General features: G+C 42.4%; 27 protein-coding genes. 5 read left to right on the forward strand and 22 right to left on the reverse strand.

Annotation, left to right across the window (positions count from 1 at the left end; translation table 11 throughout):
• The 15 genes from H1A14_RS06555 to H1A14_RS23160 form a co-directional block, all read right to left on the reverse strand.
• Positions 1-981 (reverse strand): NADH-quinone oxidoreductase subunit B family protein, encoded by a 981-nt coding sequence (locus H1A14_RS06555; protein WP_194775411.1) that lies wholly within the window; start codon positions 979-981, stop codon positions 1-3.
• A 250-nt stretch (positions 982-1,231) separates the two neighbouring features.
• Positions 1,232-1,846, reverse strand: coding sequence for a TetR/AcrR family transcriptional regulator (locus H1A14_RS06560; RefSeq protein ID WP_194775412.1), 615 nt, complete (start codon positions 1,844-1,846; stop codon positions 1,232-1,234).
• An 11-nt stretch (positions 1,847-1,857) separates the two neighbouring features.
• A complete protein-coding gene (locus H1A14_RS06565; protein ID WP_194775413.1) occupies positions 1,858-2,220 on the reverse strand; it encodes a hypothetical protein in 363 nt (120 codons plus the stop codon).
• On the reverse strand, positions 2,217-2,843 hold the full coding sequence (locus H1A14_RS06570) for a TetR/AcrR family transcriptional regulator (RefSeq protein WP_194775414.1): 627 nt from the start codon (positions 2,841-2,843) through the stop codon (positions 2,217-2,219). The genes H1A14_RS06565 and H1A14_RS06570 overlap by 4 nt, the downstream gene beginning before the upstream one ends.
• 74 nt (positions 2,844-2,917) lie before the next feature.
• Positions 2,918-3,265, reverse strand: coding sequence for a hydrogenase maturation nickel metallochaperone HypA/HybF (locus H1A14_RS06575; protein WP_194775415.1), 348 nt, complete (start codon positions 3,263-3,265; stop codon positions 2,918-2,920).
• A gap of 2 nt (positions 3,266-3,267) precedes the next feature.
• Positions 3,268-3,834, reverse strand: coding sequence for a bifunctional nuclease family protein (locus tag H1A14_RS06580; protein WP_194775416.1), 567 nt, complete (start codon positions 3,832-3,834; stop codon positions 3,268-3,270).
• A 12-nt stretch (positions 3,835-3,846) separates the two neighbouring features.
• Complete coding sequence (locus tag H1A14_RS06585) at positions 3,847-4,065, reverse strand: hypothetical protein (RefSeq protein WP_194775417.1); 219 nt, start codon at positions 4,063-4,065, stop codon at positions 3,847-3,849.
• Positions 4,062-5,234 (reverse strand): NHL repeat-containing protein, encoded by a 1,173-nt coding sequence (locus H1A14_RS06590; RefSeq protein ID WP_194775418.1) that lies wholly within the window; start codon positions 5,232-5,234, stop codon positions 4,062-4,064. The genes H1A14_RS06585 and H1A14_RS06590 overlap by 4 nt, the downstream gene beginning before the upstream one ends.
• A 1-nt stretch (position 5,235) precedes the next feature.
• Positions 5,236-6,297, reverse strand: a complete 1,062-nt coding sequence (gene hypE / locus H1A14_RS06595; RefSeq protein WP_228527616.1) for a hydrogenase expression/formation protein HypE — start codon at positions 6,295-6,297, stop codon at positions 5,236-5,238.
• 27 nt (positions 6,298-6,324) lie between these two features.
• Positions 6,325-7,431 carry a hydrogenase formation protein HypD gene (gene hypD, locus H1A14_RS06600; protein WP_194775419.1) on the reverse strand — a complete coding sequence of 369 codons (1,107 nt, stop codon included), beginning with the start codon at positions 7,429-7,431 and terminating at the stop codon, positions 6,325-6,327.
• A 59-nt stretch (positions 7,432-7,490) separates the two neighbouring features.
• Positions 7,491-7,802, reverse strand: a complete 312-nt coding sequence (locus H1A14_RS06605) for a HypC/HybG/HupF family hydrogenase formation chaperone (protein WP_194775420.1) — start codon at positions 7,800-7,802, stop codon at positions 7,491-7,493.
• Positions 7,780-10,110, reverse strand: a complete 2,331-nt coding sequence (gene hypF / locus H1A14_RS06610; protein ID WP_194775421.1) for a carbamoyltransferase HypF — start codon at positions 10,108-10,110, stop codon at positions 7,780-7,782. The genes H1A14_RS06605 and hypF overlap by 23 nt, the downstream gene beginning before the upstream one ends.
• Positions 10,110-10,835: a hydrogenase nickel incorporation protein HypB gene (gene hypB, locus H1A14_RS06615; RefSeq protein WP_194775422.1), complete on the reverse strand. Its 726-nt coding sequence runs from the start codon at positions 10,833-10,835 to the stop codon at positions 10,110-10,112. The genes hypF and hypB overlap by 1 nt, the downstream gene beginning before the upstream one ends.
• A gap of 296 nt (positions 10,836-11,131) precedes the next feature.
• Positions 11,132-11,971, reverse strand: coding sequence for a bacteriorhodopsin (locus tag H1A14_RS06620; RefSeq protein WP_194775423.1), 840 nt, complete (start codon positions 11,969-11,971; stop codon positions 11,132-11,134).
• Positions 11,972-12,380: 409 nt separating this feature from the next.
• Positions 12,381-12,638, reverse strand: a complete 258-nt coding sequence (locus H1A14_RS23160; protein ID WP_228527618.1) for a DUF4143 domain-containing protein — start codon at positions 12,636-12,638, stop codon at positions 12,381-12,383.
• 179 nt (positions 12,639-12,817) lie between these two features.
• Here H1A14_RS23160 and H1A14_RS06630 point away from each other — a divergent pair, with 179 nt between their 5' ends.
• Positions 12,818-13,897: a 6-bladed beta-propeller gene (locus H1A14_RS06630; RefSeq protein ID WP_194775424.1), complete on the forward strand. Its 1,080-nt coding sequence runs from the start codon at positions 12,818-12,820 to the stop codon at positions 13,895-13,897.
• A gap of 6 nt (positions 13,898-13,903) precedes the next feature.
• On the opposite strand, the gene H1A14_RS06635 is transcribed toward H1A14_RS06630, so the two are convergent.
• Together H1A14_RS06635 and H1A14_RS06640 are read right to left on the reverse strand one after the other, a co-directional pair.
• Positions 13,904-15,037: an ATP-binding protein gene (locus H1A14_RS06635; protein WP_194775425.1), complete on the reverse strand. Its 1,134-nt coding sequence runs from the start codon at positions 15,035-15,037 to the stop codon at positions 13,904-13,906.
• 282 nt (positions 15,038-15,319) lie between these two features.
• Positions 15,320-15,805 (reverse strand): GNAT family N-acetyltransferase, encoded by a 486-nt coding sequence (locus H1A14_RS06640; RefSeq protein ID WP_194775426.1) that lies wholly within the window; start codon positions 15,803-15,805, stop codon positions 15,320-15,322.
• A gap of 172 nt (positions 15,806-15,977) precedes the next feature.
• On the opposite strand from H1A14_RS06640, the gene H1A14_RS06645 reads away from it, so the two are divergent.
• Complete coding sequence (locus H1A14_RS06645; RefSeq protein WP_194775427.1) at positions 15,978-16,283, forward strand: DUF3784 domain-containing protein; 306 nt, start codon at positions 15,978-15,980, stop codon at positions 16,281-16,283.
• Between the two features lie 227 nt (positions 16,284-16,510).
• Here the strand turns inward: H1A14_RS06645 and H1A14_RS06650 are convergent, their stop codons facing one another.
• The 5 genes from H1A14_RS06650 to H1A14_RS06670 form a co-directional block, all read right to left on the reverse strand.
• On the reverse strand, positions 16,511-17,968 hold the full coding sequence (locus H1A14_RS06650; RefSeq protein ID WP_194775428.1) for a glycoside hydrolase: 1,458 nt from the start codon (positions 17,966-17,968) through the stop codon (positions 16,511-16,513).
• A gap of 105 nt (positions 17,969-18,073) precedes the next feature.
• Positions 18,074-19,111: a GntR family transcriptional regulator gene (locus H1A14_RS06655; RefSeq protein ID WP_194775429.1), complete on the reverse strand. Its 1,038-nt coding sequence runs from the start codon at positions 19,109-19,111 to the stop codon at positions 18,074-18,076.
• Positions 19,112-19,175: 64 nt separating this feature from the next.
• The gene (locus H1A14_RS06660) at positions 19,176-20,210 is read right to left on the reverse strand and encodes a GntR family transcriptional regulator (RefSeq protein WP_194775430.1); all 1,035 of its coding nucleotides are present in this window, start codon (positions 20,208-20,210) and stop codon (positions 19,176-19,178) included.
• Positions 20,211-20,247: 37 nt separating this feature from the next.
• Positions 20,248-22,371 carry a bifunctional aldolase/short-chain dehydrogenase gene (locus tag H1A14_RS06665; RefSeq protein WP_194775431.1) on the reverse strand — a complete coding sequence of 708 codons (2,124 nt, stop codon included), beginning with the start codon at positions 22,369-22,371 and terminating at the stop codon, positions 20,248-20,250.
• Positions 22,372-22,466: 95 nt separating this feature from the next.
• On the reverse strand, positions 22,467-23,849 hold the full coding sequence (locus H1A14_RS06670; protein WP_194775432.1) for an FGGY family carbohydrate kinase: 1,383 nt from the start codon (positions 23,847-23,849) through the stop codon (positions 22,467-22,469).
• 208 nt (positions 23,850-24,057) lie between these two features.
• On the opposite strand from H1A14_RS06670, the gene H1A14_RS06675 reads away from it, so the two are divergent.
• Genes H1A14_RS06675 through H1A14_RS06685 form a run of 3 tightly spaced genes read left to right on the forward strand, consistent with a single transcriptional unit; the run spans position 24,058 to position 26,916 of the window.
• The gene (locus tag H1A14_RS06675) at positions 24,058-25,461 is read left to right on the forward strand and encodes a purine-cytosine permease family protein (RefSeq protein ID WP_194775433.1); all 1,404 of its coding nucleotides are present in this window, start codon (positions 24,058-24,060) and stop codon (positions 25,459-25,461) included.
• Complete coding sequence (locus tag H1A14_RS06680; RefSeq protein ID WP_194775434.1) at positions 25,458-25,652, forward strand: hypothetical protein; 195 nt, start codon at positions 25,458-25,460, stop codon at positions 25,650-25,652. Before H1A14_RS06675 ends, H1A14_RS06680 begins: the two co-directional genes overlap by 4 nt.
• Positions 25,636-26,916 (forward strand): TIM barrel protein, encoded by a 1,281-nt coding sequence (locus H1A14_RS06685; RefSeq protein WP_194775435.1) that lies wholly within the window; start codon positions 25,636-25,638, stop codon positions 26,914-26,916. The genes H1A14_RS06680 and H1A14_RS06685 overlap by 17 nt, the downstream gene beginning before the upstream one ends.
• Positions 26,917-26,963 lie beyond the last annotated feature (47 nt).

The raw sequence follows: 26,963 nt of genomic DNA on the forward strand, positions 1-26,963 counted from the left end.
TTATTTTGATGTTTCAAATTGGGGTCTGTTTCCTACTACTGCTTTATCAAGGGTACCCATGGCTTTTTCAAAACCGGCTCGGGCATAGTAGGCTGCCTTGCTATTTCCTACGGGTACCGATTTGGGTAAAAAACCCAGATACTTCATCGTTTTAAATACAGACCCTTTGACCAGGTCATTGTGAGGGAATCCAGGTTCTGTACAGCCAAGGCAAGGATGATTTGCTCTCGTTTTACTGGATTGACGGTTCCATAAGATCCTGTTGCAACTGGCACGGGTCATGGGTCCTCTACACCCAACCTCATAAAAGAGGCAGCCTCCTCTTTTGCCGAAATGCCCATCCACCTTTTGGGCAAAGGATATCGCATTGGGACAACCGGTTTGCACAAAGTCTGTGAAAAAGGTTTTGGGTCGGTGGAATTCATCCAACAGAACATCTCCAATCCTTCCTGTAGATATGGCCACCAAGATCTGGGTAATCCAATCCGGGTGGGCTGGACAGCCGGGGATATTGATTACTGGGAGACCTCCTTTGGAGACATAATCAGGGCCTAAAAAACCACCCTTTTGCTTTTTGAGAAATTGCATTCCTGTGCTTTCTGAGGGATTGGGTGGCACTGCGGGTATTCCTCCCCAGGTGGCACAATCACCGATCGCTACCACATAAGCGGATACCTTGGACAAGTCTTTGATCCAGTCCATCATCGGTCTTTCCGCGAAATAATTCATCGAGCCGGTACCGTTGGGTCCCTGAACAATGGAACCTTCAAAAACAAGGATATCCAGTTGGGTTTTTCCAGCAACGATACTTTCCAGGAGTTCAGACACCTGATGTCCTATTTCCAAGCCAATGGAGGGGTGCCAAAGAATGTTTACTCCAAAGTCAGTCACCAATTCCACTACCGTTGGCTCCTCTGCATTTAAAAAAGACATGGTGTTGCCACTACATGCCCCTCCTTGCAACCAAAGAACATTTGCCATATTAGTTTGTTTTCGGGTTTAAATGTTAAGTTGATATCGATTAAAACCAAAATTTACTTTGGTATTCATCGACTTTATCAAATCTAAAAATTATGATTCAAATTAGAAAGCATTTCCTAAATTTATTTGAGTATTTTTTCTAATAATTAGAAAAAATTTTCTAATTCGGAAATAAAACTGGCTTACCTTCTTGGTTTTAAAGTATCCGATTTAGATATCAGATGGCCAAAAAATGAGACAAGGATTCGTATTAAATAAGAACAGGATAGATGTAAACAACAAATTCTTCCTCTCCTCTGTCTGTCAGATAGGGAGTCATCTGACTCCAAACGGCCTCTTTGAATAATTTTTCCTCTGCAGGCTGACCCCTAAGGATCCTCTGTGGCAACCAAAAAATAATGGACATCCAGATGTTGTTGGACAGCAATTCGTTCATTTCATCAGACTGGGGAACCAGTACACCCCGCTGCACATCAAATTCTATCCTTGATTTGATCTGCAACAACATCCTGTTGATATATCGATGCCATTTACCCAGTATATCTGGATAATTTCGCTCTATCTCGAACATATCAATGAAGAAAAACTTGAACTTCATGAAAAAATCGTAATACTGTCCAAGGTTTTTATCCAAACCCTGAAAATTATCTATCAACAAGTAATCGGATAGTATTTCTGAAAACTCCGCAAAAATGTAATCATAGGTAAATGAAACAATTGCTTCTTTATTCTTAAAATGATAGGCCAGATTTCCCACGCTTATCTCAGCAGCATCAGCGATTTGTTGTAGCCTGACATTTGCCACCCCATGTTCATTGAAGGTTTTGATGGCTGCGTCTAAAATCTTATCTTTAGTTTTGGACATCTTCCCAAAAATTAATTATACCCCAAATTTAACAAACCTTCTTTGATTAACAACGTTCCTCTTTGGTCTTTGGCAGCTTGTCTTCTAAATAGCTGCGACATGATTTCTGCTTTTCTCCTGTCAGATTGGACAGTGATGTTCCTGATGAGTAATTTTAAAGGTTGCTTATGATGGGCAAATACCAGATCAATCCTGAACTCCCCCTTTCTGTAGATCATTCTTTCTATGACTGCTGTATCCCCTAGCCATCGATTGGCTCTCAAAAAGTTGAATTCAGACTCATGCCCCAATCTGTCGTCGTATAAAGACATTTGGTTGATGGACTTGAGGATCCATTCATACATTTGGTAGTCTAAAACCGGATTCCTTTTCATTGTTCAAATATAACCACCCTGTTATCAAATTCTTCCCTTCCTATAGGTGTAAAATAGGGTTGTAATAAAAACCAAACCATTTCAAGGTAGCTTCCCCTGTTGTATTCCTCTATACCAATAACGGCCTGCCTATTGATCCAACTTTCACTGGCCCAAACCAGGAGAGATGACATTTTGGGACCAAAAGAAGGATCGCCCAAGGAATCGAGTGCACCCCTTGCCTCATTGAAAACCAGCATGCCTTGTAGTTGCAACTCCTGCCAGTTCAAATGCTCCTTGTATTGCTTGCTGATGATTTCATACATTCTGGTCAGATCCAGTGTATCTTTATAGAAGAAAACATACCGCTGCTGCAATTCAAAATTGGAGATTAAAAACCGGTTGAAATCCTCAAACAAAGGCAATACCCTAAACTCTGAAAGCAGAAGTTTCTGCTCATCTACGAAATCACTGAAGAGCGCATAAAGGATGTCATTTTTTGTTCTGTAATGGTAACCGATGTTGCCCAAACTCAACCCACAGACATCTGATATGTGTTGTAGCCTCACATTGACAAACCCATCCCTGTTGAACAGGTTCAGGGCTACATTTTTGATTCTGGTTTTCGTATCCTTTCTCGGCATTGGCGTTATAGGAAATTTTAGGAGAATTTGTTTTTTGAAAACCCGAGACCAACTGTTTTTCAAGATGCATTGTCTCACTCCATAAATTCAACACCGGAAATCAGGAGCTCGTTCCCCTGAATGATGTTGTTCGTAGGTTTGTTGCAGGCGCAAACAAACCTATAATTGAGTACTTCCGATTCTTTTAAGCAATCTTCACAATAGACCAAGATAGGCAAAACTTCAATCTGAAGTTCGCAGGAGCTATACTCTTTTCTTTCCGTAGCCACCACCGCTTCGAAGGCATTTTGCATCAAAATCGGTTCTACATTTGAAAGTAAGCCCACTTTCATGTATATCTTTTTTATTTTTCCCCTATCCTTTTCCGGATAGATTGAATCCAGTGACCCAAAGATGTTTTTTACCAAAGAAATCTCATGCATGGCTATTTGTCATTATTTTTTCTTTTTGCGATTACTTCTCTGATCCTCACGGCACTTTGGTAATCTTCCTTTGCCAACACATTTTGAAGCAGACGCTCAAGTTCCTCTAAAGTATAGGCAGAATATGCGGTTCGATTACTTTCTCCTACATAGATATCCATATCCAAACGTTGTTCTTCCAATACTTGTCTGGAAATCATAATGGGGCTGTCAAAGCGTAAGGCCAAGGCTATGGCATCGGATGTTCTGCTGTCCACCCGCAGTTCTTCGGTTTGATTGGTTTTTTTCAATACGATTTCACTTTTGAAGATATTGTCCTTCACTTCTTTTATCCATACATGGTCCACCTTGGCATCAAACAAACTTATTACCTCAAAAAACAGGTCATGGGTCAGGGGACGCTGGGTCTTGATTTTCTCCAATGCCACGCCAATGGATAGTGCTTCCGCTTCTCCAATAAGTAATGGAAATCTGTTTTTTTTATCCGTGTCTTCCAAGATCAAAGCAAATTTGCCGGGAGAATTGATACTGGGAGACATCGCCACAATAAAAATTTCAATCAATTCCATAGCGCCTATCTTTCAACTGTAAGTTTTGATAAAACCGCACAATTCATCCAAGTCATCAAAAGGTGCAACCACATCTCCCAAATGAATCAACTTGTACAATGCTGAACCTTCCACCTCGATGACATAACCCGATTGGGTATGAATTTCTATTCCTGCCTGAGACAAAACAGGCAAATTATACTTTTGCATCATTTCCAGCAGACGCTCCACCGCAGTCATTCGAATATTCACTTAAGGGTCAATAAATCACAAATCATAATTCTATGGTTTCCTGTATCTGCCAAGACCATTTGGTTCCTCACTTCTTCCACGCCAAAACTAAATGGCCAATACAAAGACTTTTCGGTTCCAAAAACAGTATCTGCAAACTCACTTCCGGTATAAAAATCCGGCTTTCCAATGAGTGAATCGGCAGCTGCTCCATGTTTATCGGGAATTTTCTCATACCATAAAACCCTGGAATTCCCTGTATCTCCTACAAAGATTCCCTCGCCAAAAAAGCAAGAAAAATAACACCAATTCAGCGTATTTGGAGCGGGACTCAACCCAAACTGATTCTGACCGTTGGCCTCAAAATTGGGTTGACCGATCAGGCATTTGGCCTTGGCTGAAAGCGCATCTTCCCAATGGTCCCATAGCAGGACCCTGTAATATTGGGTATCAGTGATCGCCAACTCACCCTTTTTTCCGAGAGAAACCGAATAGGGCCAAATGGCATGCTCGGGATCATAACCTCTGCTTTCAAAATCTTCCTGGCCGATTACAAAGTCTGCCTTCGCTCCCGAATCTACAGGAATACGATTGAATACCAATACCCTTCTATTTCCTGTATCCGCCACAAACAATTTCCCATCATACACGGCAATGCCATACGGCCAGTACAAGGAAGAAGCTGTAGGATCTGTATTTACCCCATTTTTATTGGGGAGATTTCCTGTAAAATCGTCTTGTCCAATTACCACATCTGCTGTTTGATGATCTCTGTTTGGGAAATCCTTCCAAATCAACACCCTGTGGTTCCATGCATCAGCTACAATAAGGCACTTCCCGTCCGTCCAAACTGCAGATGGATATTGAAGTGATTGGGACGAGGCCAATCCTCCTGCATTTCTGCCTGTTTTTTTATGGTCAGATTGCCCGATGACAAGGTCAGGTTTTTGCTGAATGCCAATAGGAATCTCATTCCAGATAAATATCCGATTCTGCCCTGTATCAGACACCAATAATTTGTTGCCATGTACATAGACCCCTCTTGGAGCCAAGAATGGACTTTCAGGATCTCCTAAGAAAACCCTTTGGGCTCCTTCTATTTTTTTTACAGTTGAAACTGCATGTGAAGCGGGTGGGACTGCCCTTTTCAGTGTAATGTTGAGTGCTATATTTGGATTTTCTTCGTTCATATCAGCAAATTCTTGGGAGTTGTTCACCCAACAGCATGTTCACTACTCTCCTTCCTCCGATTTCACTGTGTAGTACCACCTGTCCGGGATGTCGTTCCGTGACTTCGCCTATCACTGCTGCATGAGAGCCATTCTTCCAAGCCCTGATTTTGTCAACCACATGATCTGCTATGCTATTTTTTACAAAAGCAACAAATACCCCTTCGTTGGCCACGTACAATGGATCAAGCCCCAACAATTCGCAAGCACCTGAAACGGACTCGTCGACTGTAATGGCCTTTTGGTGAATGGTAATCCCCTTGTTCAAGGATTGGGCGACCTCATTGAGGATCGTGGATAACCCACCTCTGGTAGCATCTCTCAAAAAGTGGATATCTTCGCCAAATCTACTGATCAGTTCCGGAACGATGGCGTTGAAATGGCAGGTATCACTGACGATGTCAGATTCAAACTCCAGCCCTTCACGCACGCTCATAATGGCAATTCCATGCTTGGCGATGTCATTGGAGATGATCACTTTGTCCCCGGGTTTTACCCGATCAAGATCAATAGATGCATCTGGAAGTACCTTGCCAATACCACTGGTATTGATAAAGATTTTATCGCCTTTGCCCCGTTCTACTACTTTGGTGTCTCCGGTCACCACCTTGACTCCTGCCAGATCACAGGCCTGTTTGATGTGGATCAAAATCTCCCAAAAATCTTTGACGGGTAAACCTTCCTCAATAATAAATGATAAAGAGATGAATTCGGCCTTTGCCCCGCACATACAAAGATCATTTACGGTGCCATTGATGGCCAATTCTCCAATATTTCCCCCTGGGAAAAAAATGGGCGAAACCACATAGCTATCCGTGGTAAAAGCCATTTTCCCCGCAGATACATCAACTATGGCACCATCGTGCTGCTTGTCAAGGAATTCGTTGGAAAGTAAATCAAACACGCCTGCATCCAGGAGTTTATGGGTCAGCAAACCGCCGCTTCCATGACCCATGGTTATGATCTCAAAATCAAGCTTGGGCATGGGACAGGAGGCTGATAAAATACTTCGGTGATCAGACATACATGCGATAATTTAATGTTATCCCCATCAGACTTCAGTCAATTGTCCACTGATTTTGGAAAAGTGGTAGTAGGCAGCACAGGCACCCTCACTACTCACCATAGGAGCACCCAGGGGTCTTTCGGGAGTACAGCCTTTGCCAAATTGCGGACATTCGTGTGGTTTTTTGATGCCTTTCAGAACCTGTCCCGCGATACATTCAGGATTTTCTTCCACCTTGGGCATTTTGATTGAAAACTTGATATTGGCATCAAATTCCGAGTATTTTGCCTTCACCTGGTAACCGCTCAAGGGAATGTTTCCCACTCCTCTCCACTCTCTGTCCGTAATCTCAAAGACTTCCTCAATTACTTTTATGGCATCCGGATTTCCCTCAGGTCTTACCACTCGGGCATATTGGTTTTCCAGTTTAAATTCACCTTTTTCCAACTGCTTGACCACCATCAGGATACCGTGTAAAATGTCCACAGGTTCAAATCCGGTCACCACAATAGGAACCTTGTACTTGTCCACCAAGGGTTGGTACTCCCTGATCCCCATGATGGTGCAGACATGTCCGGCAGCCAAAAAACCCTGAATTTTTACCATCTCATCGTTCATCACCGCATCAATGGCCGGGGGCACCAACACATGGGAGGCGAGGATGGCATAATTCTTCAAGCTTTCTCTATGGGCATGTATTACGGAAAGGGCGTTGGCAGGTGCAGTGGTTTCAAAACCCACCGCAAAGAAAACCACCTGCTTGTCGGGATTTTCCCTGGCCAATTTAACCGCTTCCAATGGTGAATACAGGATCCGAACATCGGCTCCTTTTGACTTGGCTTCCAGTAGGCTGTCGGTAGATCCGGGGACACGCAACATGTCTCCAAAAGAACACAAAATCACCTTTTCTTTAAGGGCCAGATAAACAGCTTTATCAATCAAATGCATGGGGGTGACACAAACCGGACAACCTGGACCGTGGACCATCGTGATTTCTTCTGGGAGCAGCTGCAGCAATCCGTTTTTGACAATACTGTGGGTCTGCCCTCCGCAGACCTCCATAATCATCCATGGACGGGTGCATGCTTGCCGGATTTCATCCAAGTATTTTTTGACTAATTCTGGGTTTCTATATTCTGAAAGGTATTTCATGTTGGTTAGGCTTAAGGTTAATTATCTGGTATGAACCTGATTATTTTCTGTTTGCGTCCTCAATCGACGGATTTCTGATTATCCTGTTCAAGAGGAGGCAGGTCATTCCGGTCGGTTTGGGTATGCTCTATCAATTCGTCTATTTCACCGATCATTTCCAAATACTCAAAGGATTTTTTGGCTTCCTCCTCATCCACAATGCTGATGGCCACACCCACATGGACCAATACATAATCCCCGATTTTTGCTTTCGGGACCATTTCTAAACTGGCCTGCTTGACAATCCCGCCAAACTGGATTTTAGCCATTCTTACCAAACCGTCATACATGGTTTCTATACTTTTTATTTTACCGGGAATCGCTAAACACATAGGTCTTCGTTTTAATTTTGTGAGATTTATTTTTGATATGGTACCAGGCCATTTGACCCAGTGAAATGTTCTCATCATTGGGTGACATTTGCTCATGAAACAAGAGACGGTATTTCCCTCCCAATTCCTGTTGAAGAAGGTCTACCAATAAAGCATTTTGAAAAACGCCACCTGAAAATCCCAAGGTTTGACAATGGATTTTCTCAAGGAAATAAGCAATGATTCTAACTAAAGTTACATGAAATCTTGCAGCAATTAAACCCGGATCAAAGCCCACGGCTTTATCCTGCAATATTTGAAGTAGGATTTGGGCATATTCGATTTTATTATCACTAGTTTCTGTAAAACTATAAGGACTTATCTCCATGGCGGGCTGCTCATCAAAGTATGTTTGGGCTATATTTTCGAGTAGCATGGCCGCCTCCCCTTCAAAGCTATTGAAATCCGTCAGTCCCAAGATCGATGCAATAGCATCGAATACCCTTCCCATACTGCTGGTCTGGGCATGATTGCCGTTTGAAAGCATTTTGGTGTAAAGAGACCACTCCTTTGGGGTGAATTTTTCCTGTAAGAAAGAGGGATATTCACCCAAGCGATGGCAAAGTGACAGAGCCGCAATTCTTGGCTCCTTGGACATTTTGTCCCCAAGGAAAAAATCAAAGTAATCAAAAGAGAAACGCCGCTCAAACTGACCTTCAAAATAAACAAAAAATTCTGCACCCCAAATCGCCCCGTCATTACCAAAACCTGAGCCATCCCAAATGATACCCAATACCGGCTCCGAAAGGTCCAAGGCAGCATGCTCCCAAAGCAAGGCGGCAAAGTGTGCCTCATGATGAGGGACCTCAACGAAATCTACAGATGGAAATACATCTAGAAATTTTCTGCTGTGGTATTCTGGATGCCGATCTAAGAGCAGCAATTCCGGTTGTTTTTCAGTGAGTTGCAATAGTTTATTCAGGACTTGCATAAAGCACTCCTGTGAATCAATGCTTTCCAAGTTCCCTAAATACTGACTTACATAGACATTGTATTCATCCCAAAGGGCAAAGGTACTCTTTAGATCAGCACCAAGGGCCAAAATAGTGGTGTCGGTTTTTGTTTTTGGGATATTCCAGAAAGTAGGTGCCATTCCCCGGCTCCTTCGTAAAATTATTTTTTGACAAGATCTTTTGGCTACACGGCAAACACTGTCATCTTGTGGAAAATGGATCGCTCTATTGTGATACAACACCGCATCAGCAATTCCAAAAAGATTTTTTATGGCCCCTTGGTTTTCAAATTGCAGCGGGGATTGGTGTAAGTTACCACTAGTGGCTATAATTGGCTTCGAAAAGTGCTTGGAAATCAGGTACATCAAGGGGTCAGCCGGAAAACATACCCCAAGCTGATCCAAGCCAGGGGCTATCAATTCCTTTGTGATACTTAAAGTTGTATTTTTTCTGGGTTTGCAGAGGACGATGGGTCTTGCCGGTGATTCCATCGCTTCCAACACTGGATGATCAGTAAAAAAATATTCGTCGAATACTTCGCTATCAGGCACCATCAAAGCAAGCGGCTTTCTTGGCCGTTTCTTTCTTTCCCGGAGCAGGGAAACCGCTTCAACATTGCTCGCGTCCGCAATTAACAAAAAGCCAGCCGAACCCTTTACAGCCAAAATTTTCCCTTCTTTGATGATTGAGATGGCTTTTTTTACAAATTTTATGGGATGAGCAAAACTTAAACCTTGATCGGGATGAAAAGCCAATTGCATGCCGCATTCGGGACAGGAATTGGTCTGAGAGTGATACCTTCGGTCATTGGGGTGATGATATTCTGCCAAGCAACTGGAACACATCTCAAAATCTTTCATGGCAGACCGGTGTCTATCATAAGGGATGCCTTCAAGAATGGAATACCTGGGGCCGCATTGGGTGCAGGAAATAAAGGGATACTGATATCTGGGGTTTTTCCTATCCAAAACTTCTTTTCTGCAACTTTCACAGATGCCAAAATCAGGGCTCAGTATGGCATTTTTTTTCGTGTTTTCTTTTGAATTGATGATGCTAAAAACACCATTGGATGGTTCGGCATTTGGCACTTCTGACACTACAATTGCTGTAATCAGGGCAAGGGGAGAAAGGTTGGCCTTTAGTGCATCGAGGTATTCATCGCGCTGTGCTATGGAGCCAAAAAGCCGAATGATTACTCCGGAGGAAGTATTGAAAACTTCACCGGAAATATTTTTCTCGCAGGCAATTCTGGCCGCTGTAGGCCTGAACCCGACTCCTTGAACCTGCCCTTCAATATGGATTTTCCAGCACTGCACTAAACCGTCAGTGAATCAGATGTCTTTTTTTCTTTTATCTTAGATCTGAGCCAATCACACCATGCCCCCAATCCTTCTCCTGATGTGGAAGAGATTTCTAAAACTTCGATGGTTGGATTAATGGCTCTCGCATCCTCGGTCACAGCAGCCACACTGAAAGGCAGATAGGGCAAAAGGTCCGATTTGGAAACCAACATCAATTCACTGGTCAAAAACATTTTGGGGTACTTTTGGGGCTTGTCATCACCTTCAGTGGTGGCAATCAGTGTCACACGATAATCTTCGCCCAAATCAAAGGAAGCGGGACAGACCAAGTTTCCGACATTTTCTACAAAGAGCACATCTAAGCCTGTTGTATCAAAACTTTTCAAAGCCTGCCAAACCATCTGAGCTTCTAAGTGACATATGCCACCGGTTACAATCTGCAGGGCTTTTCCACCTACCTCCTTGATGCGGTCTGCATCCCTTTCTGTTTCAAGGTCCCCTACCAATATACCTATCTTGATTTCATCCTTTAACCTTTTGACTGTTTCCTGCATCAGGGTGGTCTTTCCACTTCCTGCTGAGGAGGTGATATTGATCATGAGAACTTTTTGCTCTGACATCATATTTCGGATACTCTCCGCAACAAAATCATTGGCCTGAAGCAAATGAATTGTGGTATTGTCACAGGTAATGGTTCCTCTAACATTTTTACTTGACTTGGGTGCTTTTGTATTTGACATGGGTTAATTGTTTCGGTTCAATATACCATTAAAAAATCCGTATGTTCGGTTTTAGTAATTTTTTTCTAAAATACTCAATGGGTCAATTCACTTGGTCAATTTGAATGAGATGTATTAATAGAAAAGGAGGGATGCGAAAAAAACAATTGCTCTGCTTCCCAACGATACCGATAAGAAACAGAGCAATCAAAAGAAAACAAATTAGAAAAAATTACAATGGATATTAATTGAATGGTTTTGTTAAACAATAGTTAGAAACATTTCAATAAAATTATTTCAGCCTGGGCTGAAAACATTTAGGTGTTGGCCTCTACGTACCCTTCTGATTTACTCAAAATCTGGGCAACATTGGTCAAGAGTACCCCATAGATGACTTTGGAACTCACGTCCGCAATGGTGTAAGTGATCTGTCGGCCCACCACCCCTGATTCATTGAACAATCCACCTTCAATTCCCAAAAGGTGAGGCATCAGGTATGCGCCTGGATAGAGCATCCAACTGACCAAAAACAACAGCCAAATGGTATCTAGGTTTTTTTGTGCAGCTGCAGGTATTCCTTCTTTTCCTTCATTGATTACTTTTTTCATGAGGAATAATATGTGGATGAAGAAAGCGGTTGAAATGGCACCCCAGATGGCAAACCAGGTAAGGTTGGTCACTTCATAAAACTGCCCGATATAACCGGTAAGGATCATACCTGTTCCGGAAAACCAAAACTGATTTCTGATACTGGAAAAATCCGATTTGGTAAGGGTAACCACAAATAGGATTTGGAAGAGGAGCATCGGAACATCGATCAGCCAGTTGAGGTATCGGTAGCCATTGTTAAAAAGATCCGCGCCCTGACCCAGGAAATACTTCCCTTGCTCTTTGTCAAAAACAAAGCTGCTGGTCCAATTTTCTGCCTGTGCATACAGCAACAAAAAGGCAGACACCATGACCACTACTGACAATACAGAAGATGTTCTGTATCGAGGTGCTACCGTTTTGATGGTTAGGATAAAGTAAAAAAGCCCTGCCAACATCACCGCATAGCCGAGCGTTAACACGTGGGCCACCATCTGATAGGCCATTTCATTGAAACCTTGAGTCAGACCTATGTAGTTCTCAAAGGTGGCATTACCTAATTCTTTCATTTTTTGGAAGTTTTGTTTTTTACAAAACCGAACCAATTCTATATTGTTTATATTTTTCCTTATAAAATTTGGATTTTTTTAAAAAAAAGGCCATTCAATAATATATAAATAAGATGGAACATCGTTTTAAACACATAGTTTTCATTTAATAGAAGATATCCTTTGCTTAAGTTTTGGTTTTTCTCACAGATACCACAGATAGCCACAGAATAAATATCTGTGCAAAATCGCCTAATCGGTGCGTCTTTTTTTGATCTAAATTAACAGATGGTATGAATGCCATACAAGGGGACATTGACAAGCCATTCCTCTTTTCTGTAATCCGATAGAGAAGTTCTGACATTAGTTTCCGTTTTGTACTTTTCCAAAAATACCTTTAAGCTTTTGGCTTTTAGATTTTGTTCTGCCTTTACTTCATTTCCGCTGTTGCATTATCAGCTGACCAAGAAAATGGCTTTGATCCTGAGGCAATCAATTGCTGTAAGACAAATTGTTCAGTAACGGCTCCTTTAAATTCAGTAAAGAGTTGATTGCCCTCCAATATGGTAATGGCATCAATCTCAACCATTGCTCCCAAAATGCCAATGTCCAAAAGGAAAAGTTTGAAGGCTCCAAAATCCTCATATGCTTTTCCTTTGCAAAAGTGTAACACCATACATTTTTTCATTTGAAAAAATGCTTGATATCACATTTTTATGAAGGAATAGGATGGGATAACATCCTCAAAAGATCTAACAAATCAATAAATAGTCAATGATGCCAAATTTTATATGAGAAAGAGATAAACTTTTGAAATTCAACTATTCTCTTGGTATATTGACGTATCATTTAATACTTGGAAGAGCCATGTCTAAATCTCTTTTTTATTTAATTCTTTTCTTTTTGGTCCACCAAATGGCCTGTAACGAAAAGCCCAAGTCGGTTCTTCTTCAAATTGAAATCCCGGAAAAATTCGATGAGGATTTACATCTTGCGGACATTGCCAAATCCATTGAGCGGATTCGGCTAGAAACGGTGGAGGGGGCCTTATTAGGTTACCTCAAAGATGTCAAAGTAACCGATGAAAAACTTTATCTGGGAGAAGTATATAAAATTTCAATGTTCGATAGGGAAGGAAGGTTTATTGGACTTTTTGGGAGTCAGGGTGATGGTCCTGGAGAATATCGAAGTAACAGTGCTATGACTTTGGACCCTGAGACAGGCTTGGTGTATGTGGCTTCCGCAAAGAAAATAATAGTTTATAACAAAGAGGGTGAGTTCTTAAATGAAAAGTCATTTCGCATGTTTGTCAATTATGTGGAGCTTGTGAAGCAAACACCCTTTATCCTGACAGAAGAAATTGGAATCCCTTTAGAAAATGGTTTTGCCAATCAGACCAATCTAATTGAACTCAATGCTGATTTGGACATCTTGGATACCCTCCCTTTCAGGACAGTTATATTGAATCAAAAAGAAATAGGCGGTTATGGATACAAGCATTTTTTTTCTGACAATGGGGAGGGGGTGTTTTTTTACAAATCAGTTCTTACCTCAGAAAACTTGATCAGGGATACTTTGTACTGTTTTGCAGATAAAAAGTTTATCCCCTACCTGAAATTAAATTTCGAAAAACCACAGTCTATGAAGGAAAGTCTTACTAATGTTATTGGTGTTCAGACTTTGATTTTGCAAAATGTTGTTTATTCGGCCAACTATTTGATAGTAGAATATACTATTGATTGGGAAGCGAAGATGTTTTTGTACGATAAGCGGACTTCAAAGGGCTATAACCTCAACGGAGGCGTTTTGGATGAAGATGGTGAACCTTTGATCTTAAGGCCGGTGGACCTGGCCAAGGACACTTTTTATTTTGTCAAAAGCGTGGAATACCAAGATGCGACTATTGAAGAGGCCAATCCGGTGATTGGGATAGTGCAGTTGAGATAATGTTTTTTACAAGCCAACGAATTCCTCAAATTCCTTTCTATTGACCACAGCCGTCTGATGTTCCGGATAGGATTGGAGAAAAGATGCCGGAAATCTTACTTTCTGATCTTTCCATTTGAATTCAAAGGCATACAGGATACCGTCCGCCTCTTCAAGATAGTCAATTTCTGCCTGGTCATGGGTGCGCCAAAAGTAGGAGTTGACAAACTTTTGGTTGTATGCATTTTGCTTGAGCCTTTCAGAAATCAGGAAATTTTCCCATAAAGCTCCTTTGTCTTGGCGAATTTCAGGAAGCGAAAAATTACTGATCAGGACATTGCGTATCCCATTATCATAAAAGTAATATTTCTTACCCTTCTTGATTTCATTCCTTTGATTCCGACTAAAAGCAGGAAGTTTGAAAATGACAAAGGCTTTTTCCAATAAGTCAAGGTATTTTTCAACAGTGGTCGTATCTATATTTCCTACGATTTGGGCCAATTCATGGTAACTGACTTCACTTCCAACTTGAAAAGCCAATGCCTTTAATATTTTTTCGATATGGCTTGGTTTTCGGATGTTGTCTATTTGTAGTACGTCTTTGTAAAGATAGCTTTGGGCGATTTCTATCAAGATCTCCTTTTCATTCCCGGGATTGTTTACTACCTCAGGATAAAATCCATAAGCCAACCTTGAGTCCAACAGTCTCTTGGCTTCAATCAGGGAGGTATGATTTACTGTTTCTTTGAAACTAAGTGGGAAAAGATGAAAGGTTTTTTTTCTCCCCGTTAATGGTTCGGCTGTTTGGTTTTGAAGATCAAAAGCCGAAGACCCGGTTGCGATGATTTGTATGTCAGGCCTATTGTCGAAAATGAGTTTAAGTTTTTTGCCGATTTCGGGAATCTGTTGCGCCTCATCTATGATGACCAATTTGTTGTTGGTCCCAATAAGTTGGATCAATTGTGTACTGGTAACTGCAGAAGAAAAAGCTTCCAAAATATCCGCTTCATCAGCATTGAACCAAATATAGGAGACATTTAATTGCTTGACAATTTCTTTAAGAAGCGTTGTTTTCCCTACCTGTCTTGGTCCAAGCAGTAAAATGGTTTTGCCTTTGAAACAGGAAGATATGATTTTTTCGTCAAGAGTTCTGGTAATCATTGTTGCGAAATTGAAGATCGAAGATACTGAATTTTAAATCGTAATCGAAAAAATACGCCTAATTTTTCGATTATAATCTAAATATTACGCCTAATTTTTAGATTACGTTCTAAATAATACGCCTGATTTTTCGATTTCACTCTTAATTTTCTACCGATAAATCTTAAAAAATTAACCTCGCCAAAAAATATCAATAAATATCCCCAAGTATCAACCAATATCCTTGCCCCCAATACAGATCCCATTAAAATCTGATTTTTTGAAAAACAGTATTGATTTCCATCAAAGTTTCTGATACATGATATAAGCATTCGTCATTCCCAATTGCAAATGGTTAAATGCTTCCGGAATTTCCCCGATGATTTTAAATCCCAACTTCTCCCACAGCCTTACAGCCCCTTGATTACTTTTTACAACAATGTTAAACTGCATGGCCTGATAGCCAAGCCGCTTGGCTTCGACCAATGAAAACTCACCCATGGCCAATCCCACTCCCTTTCCCCTTGCAGATGGCAATGTCAGATAACCGGCATTGGCAATATGTGACCCCAGGTCAGGTTGATTGTCTTTGATAAAAAGTGTTCCCACAACTTCTCCATCTATGATAGCAACATAAGTATGCTTGTCCGCTCCGCACCAAAACCCCAACATTTTCTCCCGGGAACTATCCGGGCTGAAAGCAATCGTATCACCGCCGGCGATTACGTCTTTGAGGATGTTCCAAATTTGGTTGTAGTCAGCGGGTGTTGCTTTTCTGATTGCTATCATTCAAATATCTAATTAATCCCGAATCGTTCTGCTCTCGGGATCTAGGCTAAAGATTCGATTTTAACAAATTTCAACCTTTATTTCTATTTTCCGATCAAACTAAGTTTCTTGTCAGACAAACTTTTTACAGTTATATTTCAAATCCAGTTTTCAACACCTAATACCAACAACCATGAAGCATATTTATGTTGCGTTATTTTTTATAGCGATCGGAATTATGGTCAAACTATTTCCGAATTTAATTGCAGGCTATAGTACCCTGTCACAGAGAGAAAAAGAAAATGTGAAGGGAAATGGTTTTCCTACCTTTATGATGATTGGATTTTTTATCATGGGAGCTGTCATCTTAGCAGGATATTTTATAGCCATTTGGCTGGATAAACCATTATTAAACGACAGTTTGGGTATTATTGTGACCTTGATCGGTGCGGTGGTTTTTGTAATTGCCGGACAATGGTTTAAGGATAGGCCACAGTAGACCAATCGAATTTTTTTTGTTTTACTATGAAAAAGAATGATTTAAGAAGTTCCTAATCGCAAAATTTATATAAAATCAGCGATCATAATCGCTAAATTCAATAGAATTTTGCGGAAAAAGTATCTCAATATCAAATGGGATAAAAAATATCCAACTAATCTCCATCAATATCCCGACCCCATATTTCTATTTTATTTCAATATAATTCTACCTTATTTCCTTTCAAATCATTCATACACATCCCCGGAAACCAGGGTAATGATGCTTTTTGGGGAGATCAATACCTTTCCGCTGTTGATGTCCTCCCCTTTTTCACAGTTGAGGGTGGCGCTGCTGGCAAATGATTCAAAGCTGGAAGGAAGTCCGGAACCCTGGAGATTGACTTCGAGTAAGTCCGAACCTGCATTGATCAACACAATTGTGTAAATATCCCGGCTTTCATGCACAAAGGCCGAAGCAAACAAATCTGAGTCTTCCTGTTCAAGTTCCAGTTGAATTCTTTTCGCTCCGGGACGGATGTATCGGTAAAAATGCTTGGAGACATGGTACCGCTTCCCTCTTTCTTCTCCCCGCATCAGATTAAATTCACTCATTCCGTCGGTTTGGGCACCTTGCCACCATACCCAGGCGGAAGCATTACCGTCACTTAAAGCCGAATGAATGGCCAAACCCAGATCCAAGGCTCCCGATCGGTTATCGGTGGTGGTCCAATCTTCATAATAACTTGAAGTTTCCGTCATCCAGACCGGATCAGGCATGGCCGTGACATATTTCTGCTGAAAATCATTCCACAATCGGACCATCTGGGAAGTGCTGGATGGCACCACCCCATCCACATAGCCGTGGATGGCCTGAATGTCAATCATAGCAGCTGCTTCCGGATCGTTTTTCAGGGCTTCATGGTAGAAAAACTGCCCATCATCCCCAGCCTCTATGGCCAGCATATTTTCGGATCCAAATACCTTGACTTCCGGGAAACGTGCCTTAACAATTGGAATGGAATTGACCAGCATTTGATTGTACCAAGCAGGCCTGTAATAGCAGGAATTGAAAGGTTGTCTGAAAAGAGGCTCATTCTGAGGGCTGATGGCATAGACCTCAATGCCCTCATTGGCATATAACTGTATGCCATCTCCCAGCCAATTGCCGAATGCCTCATATTTATTGGGATCCAGGGTACCTCCTTGTTTGGTTCCTTCCGGATGGGGCTCCCCGGGAAATCTTTCGTTATTGGCTTCCCGGCACTTGAAATCGGCAGGTGGTGACCAAACGGTAAAGATAAACTTCAAGTCTACCTGATGTTGATTGGCTTTGTCCCTGAGTCCTCTTACCACTGGGAGTTGCTTTTCCCAGTCGGCATCCTGGCCTTGGGTGGCTGTAGCAGGAGGATAATATTCATTCCTCCAAATGGTGATCCCCAGATCGCGAATCACCAGGTCTGCCCATGTATCTGAATACAGGTTTTCCCTGTTGCCGGTCCACCACACGTCTCTTGCCCCAAAAAACCCGAAACCATCGATCTCCTGAAAAGTCGTACTTTGGTCTAGTGTGATATTGACAGGGACTGTTTCTAAATTCCCATTGCCATTGGGAGCATTGGGACCGTTTTCTTCTCCTCCACAGGAACAAATAATACCACATGCAAGCAATACATTCAAGGTGGATTTTTTTAAATCGAAAGTCATATAGGCCACTGGTTTTGTTAAACTTAAAAATAAGGTTTAAATGAAGGCCTTCTGTCCAGTACTTACCTGAACAGAGAATTTATATTAAAAGTAAGAGGACAATCTTTAAAGGGAATTCCGCATGATTAACTTGGCAGGACATTTAACCAATTGAAGAATTTCCTCCCCTGTAATAAGCTGGGCAATAAAGGAACCCATATGGCCAAAATCGGCGGATATGGCCGTGATGCCATCGGCCAAAATTTCTTTGAGTGGGCTGTCATAATAAGCAATCAGTCCGATGTCTTTGCCGAGGTCCAAGCCCTGTTCCCTGCATTTTTTGACTACCTGAACCATATCTGTATCTGATATCACCAGATAAATTTCGCCTTTTTCCAAGTCATCAGTTTCATCCACAGCATCAATGATATGATTTTCAAATTCATGGAAAAAGGCAAACTTTTTAAATCCTTTGATAATTTCAAGCGGGTACAAGCGGTCTTTTGGAAAAACAAGATTTAGTTTTTTGTATTTTTTTAAGTGGGTTAACCCGGTTTCAAGTGCGGAAAAAATATCTTTTTCATAATCCTGGTAGATTCCGGCAAACTCCTTTTCATGGTTGAGCACTGCTTGGTCCAGAATCAATACCTGGTTATTCGCAAGTTTCCGAATCACTTCAAATCCATCTTCCACATGCTGTTGACCATCGAAAAATTGAGGCACAATTACGTAAAAGTCATACATCCCCTTGTATTTCCGGATCAGATTGGAAAAGATAGTTAGGTTACAATGGTGAAGGTGAATGTCCAATACTGCCCGATCATTCACCCCCTTGATGATAGAATGGTAAGTTGTCCGAAGAAAAGGGTCTAATTTACTAAACAGCAATAAGGCCTTTGGCTTTTTTTGAAATTTGGTCTTGGTGACATAAAATCCTTTACCTCTTACAGCGGTGAGGATGCCCATTTCTTTTAACTCCTGGTAGGCTTTTTCTACGGTGTCTTTCGAAACCAAAAAGTCAAAACTGGTTTCGTTGATGGAAGGAATCCGCTGACCTTTTTTAAAAACCCCTTTTTCTATATTTTCCAAAATCAGATCAGCGAGCTGCCTGTGTTTGGGTAAGCTGGAATTCTCATCGAACTTTTCGATCTTATCAATTCCCATGGTACAGTTGGGTTAAAGGTCGGTGGAAATGATGGCCTATGAGCTCAATCAAAATTTGGTATGCTTACAGGGTCTTCCTGATGGTCATTTTAAATGGATTTTTGGTGGTCGTTTTTTCCCCTTTACCCAAAATCAGATCCGCTATCGTCTTGCCCATGTGCTCAAAATCTGTGGAAATGGTGGTGATTCCGTCAGCCAGAATTTCTTTGAGTGGGGTATCATTGTAGGAGATCAGACCTACATCTTCCCCTAGTTTCAAGCCCTGCTCCCGGCTTTTTTTGACAATGTTGACCAGATCTGTTTCGGCCAAAACTACATAGACATCCTTGGCATACAAAGGCTCCTCATCGATTCCATCGAGGATCAGATTATCGAAATTGTGGAAAAAACAGAATTTTTTGAAGCCATCTACGATTTCAGGAGGATACATAAATCCTCTTGGATACACCAATTTAAGTTTATCATACTTTCTAAGCAGATCCAATCCACTTTCCATGGCACCAAATATGTCCTTTTCGAAATCCTGAAAAATACCTGGAAATTCATTTTCATGCCCTTTGACGGCACGGTCCATGATGAGCAGGCGTTCCTCCGGAATCATCTTGATCAGATCATAGCCATCTTCCTGATGGGACTCCTCATCAAAAAAATGTGGCGCTACCACATAATAGTGGTACTTTCCAAGGTTCTGTTCCAGCAGCCTTTGGAACACACACTTGTTGTAATGATGTACGTGTAGATCCACCTGTGCCTGTTCACCCAAGTTGTCCACAATGGAATAATAAATGATTTTTTTGTAAGAGCTTAATTTATTGAAAAGGAGCAAAACTTTGATTTGATTCGAGATGTTGTTGGAACTGACATAAAAGCCCTTGCCTCGGACTGAGGTGATGATGCCTCTGTCTTTTAGCTCGTTGTAGGCTTTTTCCACGGTATCCCGAGACAATAAAAAGTCGAAGCTCGTCTCGTTGATGGAAGGGATACGTTCTCCGATTTTTAATACGCCTTTTTCAATATCATCCAAAATCAGGTTGACGACCTGTTGGTATTTAGGAGTTTTGGAATCGTTGTTGATGCGATCCGTTTTGTCTAAAATCATGATACTTTGGGTTATAGGGTTTATTGTTTTTAGTGGGCTATCTTGGGAAGGAAGGAGCAAAGCCGCCGTCCACGTTCAAGATGTTACCGGTTGATTTATTTAAGAGACCATTGACAAAGGCAAATGCTGCCAATGCGATGTCATCTACCCTTACGGGTTCTTTTAACAGGGTCCGATTGGCGTAAAATTTAGGCAATTCTTCTAGTGCAACCCCATAGGCTTTTGACCGGTCTTCTGCCCATCCGCTTTCCCAGATTTTTGAATTTTCGATCACGGCATCCGGGTTGATGACATTGACTCTGATTTTGTGCTCGGCAAGTTCTGCCGCCATCAACCTACTCAGATGCAGTTGGGCTGCTTTTGCTGTTCCGTAGGCGGCATTTTTTGGACCTGCCACCAAGGCATTTTTGCTTACAATATTGATGATATCTCCGCCTTTTTTCTGCTTTTTTAGGATTTCATGCGCTTTTTGAGAGACGATAAACTGACCTTTCACCAAGATGTCCAAAAGAGAATCCCATTCCGCTAGCGTATGCTGATCAAAAGCCCGGCTGATGGAAATGCCTGCATTGTTGACTATGATGTCTACTCCTCCATATTGCAGGCAAATGGCTTCTATGGCTTGGTCAAGGCTTTGGCTGTCCGTGACATCCAGTGGAAGTGCTATGGCATTGTCTTTTCCATATTTCTTTTCAAATTCGGTTTTGGCTTCCGCCAATCGGTCGGGGTCATTGTCAGTAAGGATCACGCAGGCACCTTCCTGCACAAATTTTTCTGCAATGGCCTTACCTATGCCCCCAGCACTTCCAGTGATCAGGGCTATCTTTCGGGAAAGGGGTTTTTCCGCAGGCATTCTTTTAAGTTTCGCCTCCTCCAAGAGCCAATACTCTATGTCAAAAGCCTCCTGCAAAGGAAGCGCAACATAAGAGGATACCGCTTCCGCCCCTTTCATCACGTTGATGGCATTAACGTAAAATTCAGCCGCTACTCTAGCAGTCTGTTTGTTTTTGGCAAAGGTAAACATGCCTATGCCTGGCCAAATGATGACGACAGGATTCGGGTCCCGCATGGCTGGACTATTGGGATGTTTGTGATCTTCGTAATATTTTTTGTAGTTTTTTCTATAGTCATCAAATTGTTTTTCCAGCTTTTCAACGATACCGTTGGTATCCTGCAAATTTGTCTCTGGGCTCATGTCCAAAACCAAAGGACAGATTTTGGTTCTTAGAAAGTGGTCTGGGCAGCTTGTGCCCATGGCAGCCAGGCGTTCGACATCCTTGCTGTTGATAAACTCCATCACCGCTGGGGCATCCGTAAAATGCCCAACCATGAGGTTTTCAGAGGAACACAATCCTCTCAGCGTGGGTGCTAAAGCTGCGGCTTGGCCTTTCCTTTCAGTATCCGAGAGCTTGGTTTCAGTTTTTACCCCGCCAAATACAGCCCTTTTTTTGCCATAATTGTCCTCCAGGTACCTGCTGCATTTTTCTATAACCTCCAAGCTGTTGATGTAACAGTCAAAGCTGTTGTCTCCCCAAGTAAAGAGGCCATGTCCACCCAAGACGATACCCCTTAAACCGGAGTTTTTTTCATTGGCAGCCTCTAATTTCAATCCCAAATCAAAACCAGGCCTTTGCCAGGGAGTCCAAGCGATGGTATCTCCAAAAAGGGAATGGATGATTTCTTCCCCATCTTTGGCAGCAGCAATTGCAATCAAGGCATCCGGGTGCAGGTGGTCGATGTGTCTGTAAGGTAAAAAAGCATGCAAAGGTGTGTCTATCGATGGTGCTTTAGAATTCAGGTCATAAATACAGTGGTTGAACAACTCTACCATTTCATCTTCAAATTCCAGGCCTCTGTAAATACTTTTCAAAGCATGCAAGCGATCCAGGTAAAGACCTGCCAAGCCGCTTTTGGTCAGAGTTCCTATGTCTCCTCCAGAACCTTTTACCCACATCACGGGGACTTCGGCACCGGTTAGGGGGTCTTTTTCCATGGTCCGGCAGCTGGTATTTCCGCCGCCATAATTGGTGATTCTGAGGTCACTGCCAAGAATATTGGATCGATAGATCAATAAACCTACCTCATCTCCCTCAAAAGTATCCGCTTTCTGGTTATCCCATAAAAAACTGACATGCTTGAAACTTTTGGTACCGATATTCATATGCTTTTCTAGGTTTGATTGTACAACTAAAATTCACTGTTTGGATTGTTTTTCCTATCCTGTGCTGTCTTGGAAAATAATGATTTTTTTACGCTTTACGAAGGGATATCCTTGATTTTTATTTGTTTTAGGTAGAGTATTTTGTCATTCATTATATTATCTTCATTAATTGCCATAACGGCTCCAAGGGTGGAGGCTTTGGACTGTTCACTGGTAAAAATGTATTTTTTGGGATAGTGGAACTGGAGAAATGCCAAAAACACGCGGTTTTTAACAAATCCTCCACTGACGACAATGGTCTCGCAATCTACCTGCTTCAGACACCAATCGGTACTTATTTTTTGCCACCTGACCAGATCCAACATCAAATGAAGGTAAGCCTCTTCAAGGCTTTCAAATAAGCTTAACGGATTCTGAGTGGAGGATGGTGGGATTTTTGGACCCGTTCCGCTCATTGCGAGGGGACTAAAGACCGCGGGATTTTTTATGTTGGTTTGATAGAAATCAAATAAAACCCTATCCGGAAAAGTCATTTCAGTGATCTCTTTTAACGGTTGCCCAAATTGCTTAACAAGAAGTTTTACCTGCACTTCGAATTCTTTACCCAGGAATATCCGTGCACCTTTTACGGGTTGCCCGTCAGGTTGCAGATAGCAGAGGCAATCATTGTCCAAAGCGGCTTGATCCACAGGTTGATGGTCAAAAGGATTGAGTGAAATGCTCCAGGTCCCCGTTGATATCAATACGAAAGGGTTCTTGAGCAGTTGCCGGTAAGGAATCAGAGCTGCTGAACTGTCATGGAGTCCATTACCCAATAAAAAACTTTTACCGAGGTAAGATATGGGATGTGCCATTGCTTTTGGAAAAGGGGGGAAAAGTCGTTTCAAATCATGTCGAGTTATCCACTCGGCATAAGTTTGCGTTTCAAAATTCCAAAGCAAGGTATGACTCCCTAAGCTACAGGGATCCTCCCAGCCTTTTTTTCCAAAAAGGAATGAGAGGTATTGGGGAAAATGGAGACTTAAGTGGATTTTTCTGAAAACTTCTGGTTTTTTGTATTTGAGCCAATAAAGTTGAAAACCACTGTTGAGCATCCTGAGGGCTGGCGATGCAGTTTGTAGAAGCAGGTTAGGGTTTTCATGTAGGAAATCTTCCCAGATAAAGTTTTCTACGGGCTTCAGATAATTGTAAAATGAGGTACATACCTGCTGTTTTTGGTCCAGGTGAACCATACTTGCTCCATAGGCGGAGAAATTGATGCCTTTTACCTGAAAAACAGGATGGTGTAAAAAAGCAGCTGTTTTTTGGAGGATCCATTCACTGATGCCGGCCAGGTCATCGCAAGGGTCCCCGTCCCCATCCAATAACTCTTCAAAGGAGGTGCTTTCTTCCTGAATGATGTTTAGATCAGTATCATAAAGCACCATTTTTTTATTGGTTTTGCCGATATCAAAAATCAAATAGGTATCCGTTTTCATAGGGTTTATCTGAAGCTAAACCCTTGAAATTCAGCGACAGGATAATATTTTGGGTTTAAAATATTCACAGTTATAGCCTTTCAATATGACAATAAAAATCAATACAGTAAAGGGGTTTTCATTAAAAATTACCAAATTTGATAGGTTAGGATGGTACAGGATAGTGCAGGTAAAAAATTTCATTTAATTGGTCGATTAACCCTTTTCAATGAGCAATCAACCCATCAAAAAGCTTGTAGGCCCAGTAAAGGAATATGAGCGAGAGCCAGTTCCTTTGGCCGGTCAAAAAGGCTGGCGGAATTTTTTGGGCATGTATGCCGGTGAACATACGGCAGGAACAGAATTTGTCATAGGGCCTCTCTTTGTGGCCCATGGCGTAGGTGCAATAGATCTTTTTGCGGGTTTGATTTTGGGCAATGTGCTGGCGGTGTTGAGCTGGGGATTGATGACCGCTCCTATAGCCACCAATAAAAGACTGACCCTCTACTATCAGCTGGAACGCATCTGTGGACGCACCACGGTTTCCATCTACAATGTGGTCAATGCATTGATGTTTTGCTTTTTGGCCGGATCCATGATCGCAGTTTCGGCTACTGCGGTCGGAATACCGTTTGGCCTAACCATGCCTACGCTGGATACTTGGCTGCCCACCTCTTTGGGATGGGTGATTGCGGTATTGCTGATCGGGTTTTTGATCACCTTGGTCGCCATCAGAGGATATGCCCAAGTGGCCCGATTTGCAAATGTTACCGCTCCTTGGATGATTCTTGTATTCATTGCTGCTGCGTTGGCGGTTTTACCCGGACTAGGGGTAAGCCATATCTCTGAATTCTGGGCTGTAGCCAACGAGGTGATTTGGACAGGAGTTCCTCTGGAGGGGGTGAGTAAATTCACCTTTTGGCACGTGATGTTTTTTGCCTGGTTTTGTAACATGGCCATGCATATTGGGATGTCAGACCTGACCATTCTCCGCTATGCCAAATCATGGAAATATGGATTTCTTTCCTTTTCAGGCATGTTTTTAGGCCATTTTATTGCTTGGATTGCTTCAGGAATCCTTTATGCGGCCTTTTTACAAAGCAGTGATTTTTCTTCGGAATTTGCCCCTGGTCCAATCGCCTATGCGGCAGTGGGGATTGCAGGCCCTGTCTGTGTGGTAGTGGCAGGCTGGTCTACCGCCAATCCTACCATCTACAGGGCAGGCTTGGCTTTGCAGGGGATATTTCCGAAGTTGCCCACCTGGAAGGTAACCGCCTGGGTGGGGGCAGTGACGAGTTTGGCAGCCTGTTTCCCTGCTTTAGTCATGAGATTGCTGGACTTTGTGGCCCTTTACGGCTTGTTGTTGATGCCGATGGGGGCGGTCATCTTTGCGGACTTTTACCTGTCGTCCAAATTTGGAATCAGACCCGAAATGGCTTATCACAAAAAGGTTTCCTTTTCGGTATCCACCTTTATGACCTGGCTCCTTACTTTGGGCATTTGCCTGGTTTTAAATTTGGGATTTGGAGTGGAAATCTTCTTTCTGGGTTTGCCGGGATGGTTTGTGGCGGTTTTGCTCTTTCTGGTCCTTTCGAAAGTATTCAACCCTAAAAACAAGGAGGTACTCGCATGACATTGTTCTTAAAAATTCTGTCTTATGTGGGGCTTGGTCTCACCCTAATTCCTTCCGTGTTGCTTTTTATGGAAAGAATTACCATCCAAACCAACAACAGTCTGATGGCCGTCGGAATGTTGTTGTGGTTTGTCACCGCTCCGCTTTGGATCAACCGAAATACCGAAAAAAACCATGCAGATAAATCCTGAATCCATAGACAATGCCAATTCCGCTTATGAAAAGGCGCACGATCGGGCCTTTTCGGGTCTCCAAGAACAATTGGAAGCTGAGGGAAAGCAGGTCCATGATTTGATCCAAAAGATTCAGAAATTTCAAATTGCCGTACCCAGTTGGGCATTGGGTGCAGGAGGGACCCGATTTGGCCGTTTTAAAATAGGTGGCGAACCGAGAAACCTGGAAGAAAAAATTGAGGATATAGGCCTACTGCGTCAGTTAACCAAAAGTACGGATGCGGTTTCTCTCCACATTCCATGGGACATTCCCACAGATTATGAAGGTATAAAATCCCACGCAAAATCCTATGGGATCAGTTTTGATGCAGTCAATTCCAATACTTTTCAAGACTATGGACAGCCGCTGAGTTATCAGATGGGCTCTATAAGCCATGCGGACAAGGCGACAAGGGAACAGGCTATTGTCCACAATCTTAATGTGATAGAAATCGGACGAAAATTAGGGAGTAAAGGGCTTACGATTTGGCTGGCGGATGGCAGTAATTTTCCCGGTCAAAGCAGCTTTAGAAAGTCCCTCGACCATACCCGCGCTTCTTTACAGCAAATTTATGCCGGAATGCCGGAAGACTGGAAACTTTTGTTGGAATACAAACCCTATGAGCCTAATTTTTATCACACAGTAATCCCTGACTGGGGCACTTCCATGTTGCTTTGTAGGGAGACGGGTGACCGGGCCAAAGTTTTGGTGGATCTGGGACACCACCTGCCCAATACCAACATCGAACAAATTGTCGCCACCTTGATGCAGCAGAATATGCTGGCGGGTTTTCATTTCAATGATTCAAAATACGGGGACGATGACCTGAGTACCGGAAGCATCAAGCCCTACCAGCTTTTTCTGATCTTCCTTGAACTGGTAGCCGGGGCAGCGGATGGATGTCAGACCTGGGACAGCATTTCATGGATGATTGATGCAAGCCACAATACCAAGGATCCTCTTGAAGACCTGATGCAGGCATTGGAGGCCATAAAGGTTGCCTATGCCAAAGCGCTGATGGTGGACCGAGATGCTTTGGTCCAATACCAAATGACCGGAGATGTGGTCATGGCCCAGGAATGTCTGCAACAAGCTTATCAGACCGATGTGAGGCCCTTGATCCGGGAAGCAAGAATTCAGGCTGGAGGATTGTTAAACCCACTAGCATTTTATCGAAAAGAAAAAATCAGGGCAACACTCATTCAGAAAAGAGGAAAAGAAAACAGGGCGACCGGTCTGTAGAAAAGGTAGGAAAGTACAGGATAAGGCTGGCAGGAATAGGGTGTATT

This window comes from Pararhodonellum marinum, from assembly GCF_015354735.1.
GTDB classification, from domain to species: Bacteria; Bacteroidota; Bacteroidia; order Cytophagales; family Cyclobacteriaceae; genus Pararhodonellum; species Pararhodonellum marinum.

What these genes read in the sequence shown, in the direction of transcription:
- H1A14_RS06575 (WP_194775415.1), bottom strand. Translation starts at nt 3,265, where the DNA reads ATGCATGAGATTTCTTTGGTAAAAAACATCTTTGGGTCACTGGATTCA.
- H1A14_RS06630 (WP_194775424.1), top strand. Translation starts at nt 12,818, where the DNA reads ATGTCTAAATCTCTTTTTTATTTAATTCTTTTCTTTTTGGTCCACCAA.
- H1A14_RS06605 (WP_194775420.1), bottom strand. Translation starts at nt 7,802, where the DNA reads ATGTGTTTAGCGATTCCCGGTAAAATAAAAAGTATAGAAACCATGTAT.
- H1A14_RS06650 (WP_194775428.1), bottom strand. Translation starts at nt 17,968, where the DNA reads ATGACTTTCGATTTAAAAAAATCCACCTTGAATGTATTGCTTGCATGT.
- H1A14_RS06645 (WP_194775427.1), top strand. Translation starts at nt 15,978, where the DNA reads ATGAAGCATATTTATGTTGCGTTATTTTTTATAGCGATCGGAATTATG.
- H1A14_RS06670 (WP_194775432.1), bottom strand. Translation starts at nt 23,849, where the DNA reads ATGAAAACGGATACCTATTTGATTTTTGATATCGGCAAAACCAATAAA.
- H1A14_RS06555 (WP_194775411.1), bottom strand. Translation starts at nt 981, where the DNA reads ATGGCAAATGTTCTTTGGTTGCAAGGAGGGGCATGTAGTGGCAACACC.
- H1A14_RS06635 (WP_194775425.1), bottom strand. Translation starts at nt 15,037, where the DNA reads ATGATTACCAGAACTCTTGACGAAAAAATCATATCTTCCTGTTTCAAA.
- H1A14_RS06680 (WP_194775434.1), top strand. Translation starts at nt 25,458, where the DNA reads ATGACATTGTTCTTAAAAATTCTGTCTTATGTGGGGCTTGGTCTCACC.
- H1A14_RS06560 (WP_194775412.1), bottom strand. Translation starts at nt 1,846, where the DNA reads ATGTCCAAAACTAAAGATAAGATTTTAGACGCAGCCATCAAAACCTTC.
- H1A14_RS06590 (WP_194775418.1), bottom strand. Translation starts at nt 5,234, where the DNA reads ATGAACGAAGAAAATCCAAATATAGCACTCAACATTACACTGAAAAGG.
- H1A14_RS06660 (WP_194775430.1), bottom strand. Translation starts at nt 20,210, where the DNA reads ATGATTTTAGACAAAACGGATCGCATCAACAACGATTCCAAAACTCCT.
- H1A14_RS06640 (WP_194775426.1), bottom strand. Translation starts at nt 15,805, where the DNA reads ATGATAGCAATCAGAAAAGCAACACCCGCTGACTACAACCAAATTTGG.
- H1A14_RS06655 (WP_194775429.1), bottom strand. Translation starts at nt 19,111, where the DNA reads ATGGGAATTGATAAGATCGAAAAGTTCGATGAGAATTCCAGCTTACCC.
- hypB (WP_194775422.1), bottom strand. Translation starts at nt 10,835, where the DNA reads ATGTCAAATACAAAAGCACCCAAGTCAAGTAAAAATGTTAGAGGAACC.
- H1A14_RS06675 (WP_194775433.1), top strand. Translation starts at nt 24,058, where the DNA reads ATGAGCAATCAACCCATCAAAAAGCTTGTAGGCCCAGTAAAGGAATAT.
- H1A14_RS06565 (WP_194775413.1), bottom strand. Translation starts at nt 2,220, where the DNA reads ATGAAAAGGAATCCGGTTTTAGACTACCAAATGTATGAATGGATCCTC.
- H1A14_RS06570 (WP_194775414.1), bottom strand. Translation starts at nt 2,843, where the DNA reads ATGCCGAGAAAGGATACGAAAACCAGAATCAAAAATGTAGCCCTGAAC.
- hypD (WP_194775419.1), bottom strand. Translation starts at nt 7,431, where the DNA reads ATGAAATACCTTTCAGAATATAGAAACCCAGAATTAGTCAAAAAATAC.
- H1A14_RS23160 (WP_228527618.1), bottom strand. Translation starts at nt 12,638, where the DNA reads ATGAAAAAATGTATGGTGTTACACTTTTGCAAAGGAAAAGCATATGAG.
- H1A14_RS06620 (WP_194775423.1), bottom strand. Translation starts at nt 11,971, where the DNA reads ATGAAAGAATTAGGTAATGCCACCTTTGAGAACTACATAGGTCTGACT.
- H1A14_RS06685 (WP_194775435.1), top strand. Translation starts at nt 25,636, where the DNA reads ATGCAGATAAATCCTGAATCCATAGACAATGCCAATTCCGCTTATGAA.
- H1A14_RS06580 (WP_194775416.1), bottom strand. Translation starts at nt 3,834, where the DNA reads ATGGAATTGATTGAAATTTTTATTGTGGCGATGTCTCCCAGTATCAAT.
- H1A14_RS06665 (WP_194775431.1), bottom strand. Translation starts at nt 22,371, where the DNA reads ATGAATATCGGTACCAAAAGTTTCAAGCATGTCAGTTTTTTATGGGAT.
- hypE (WP_228527616.1), bottom strand. Translation starts at nt 6,297, where the DNA reads ATGTCTGATCACCGAAGTATTTTATCAGCCTCCTGTCCCATGCCCAAG.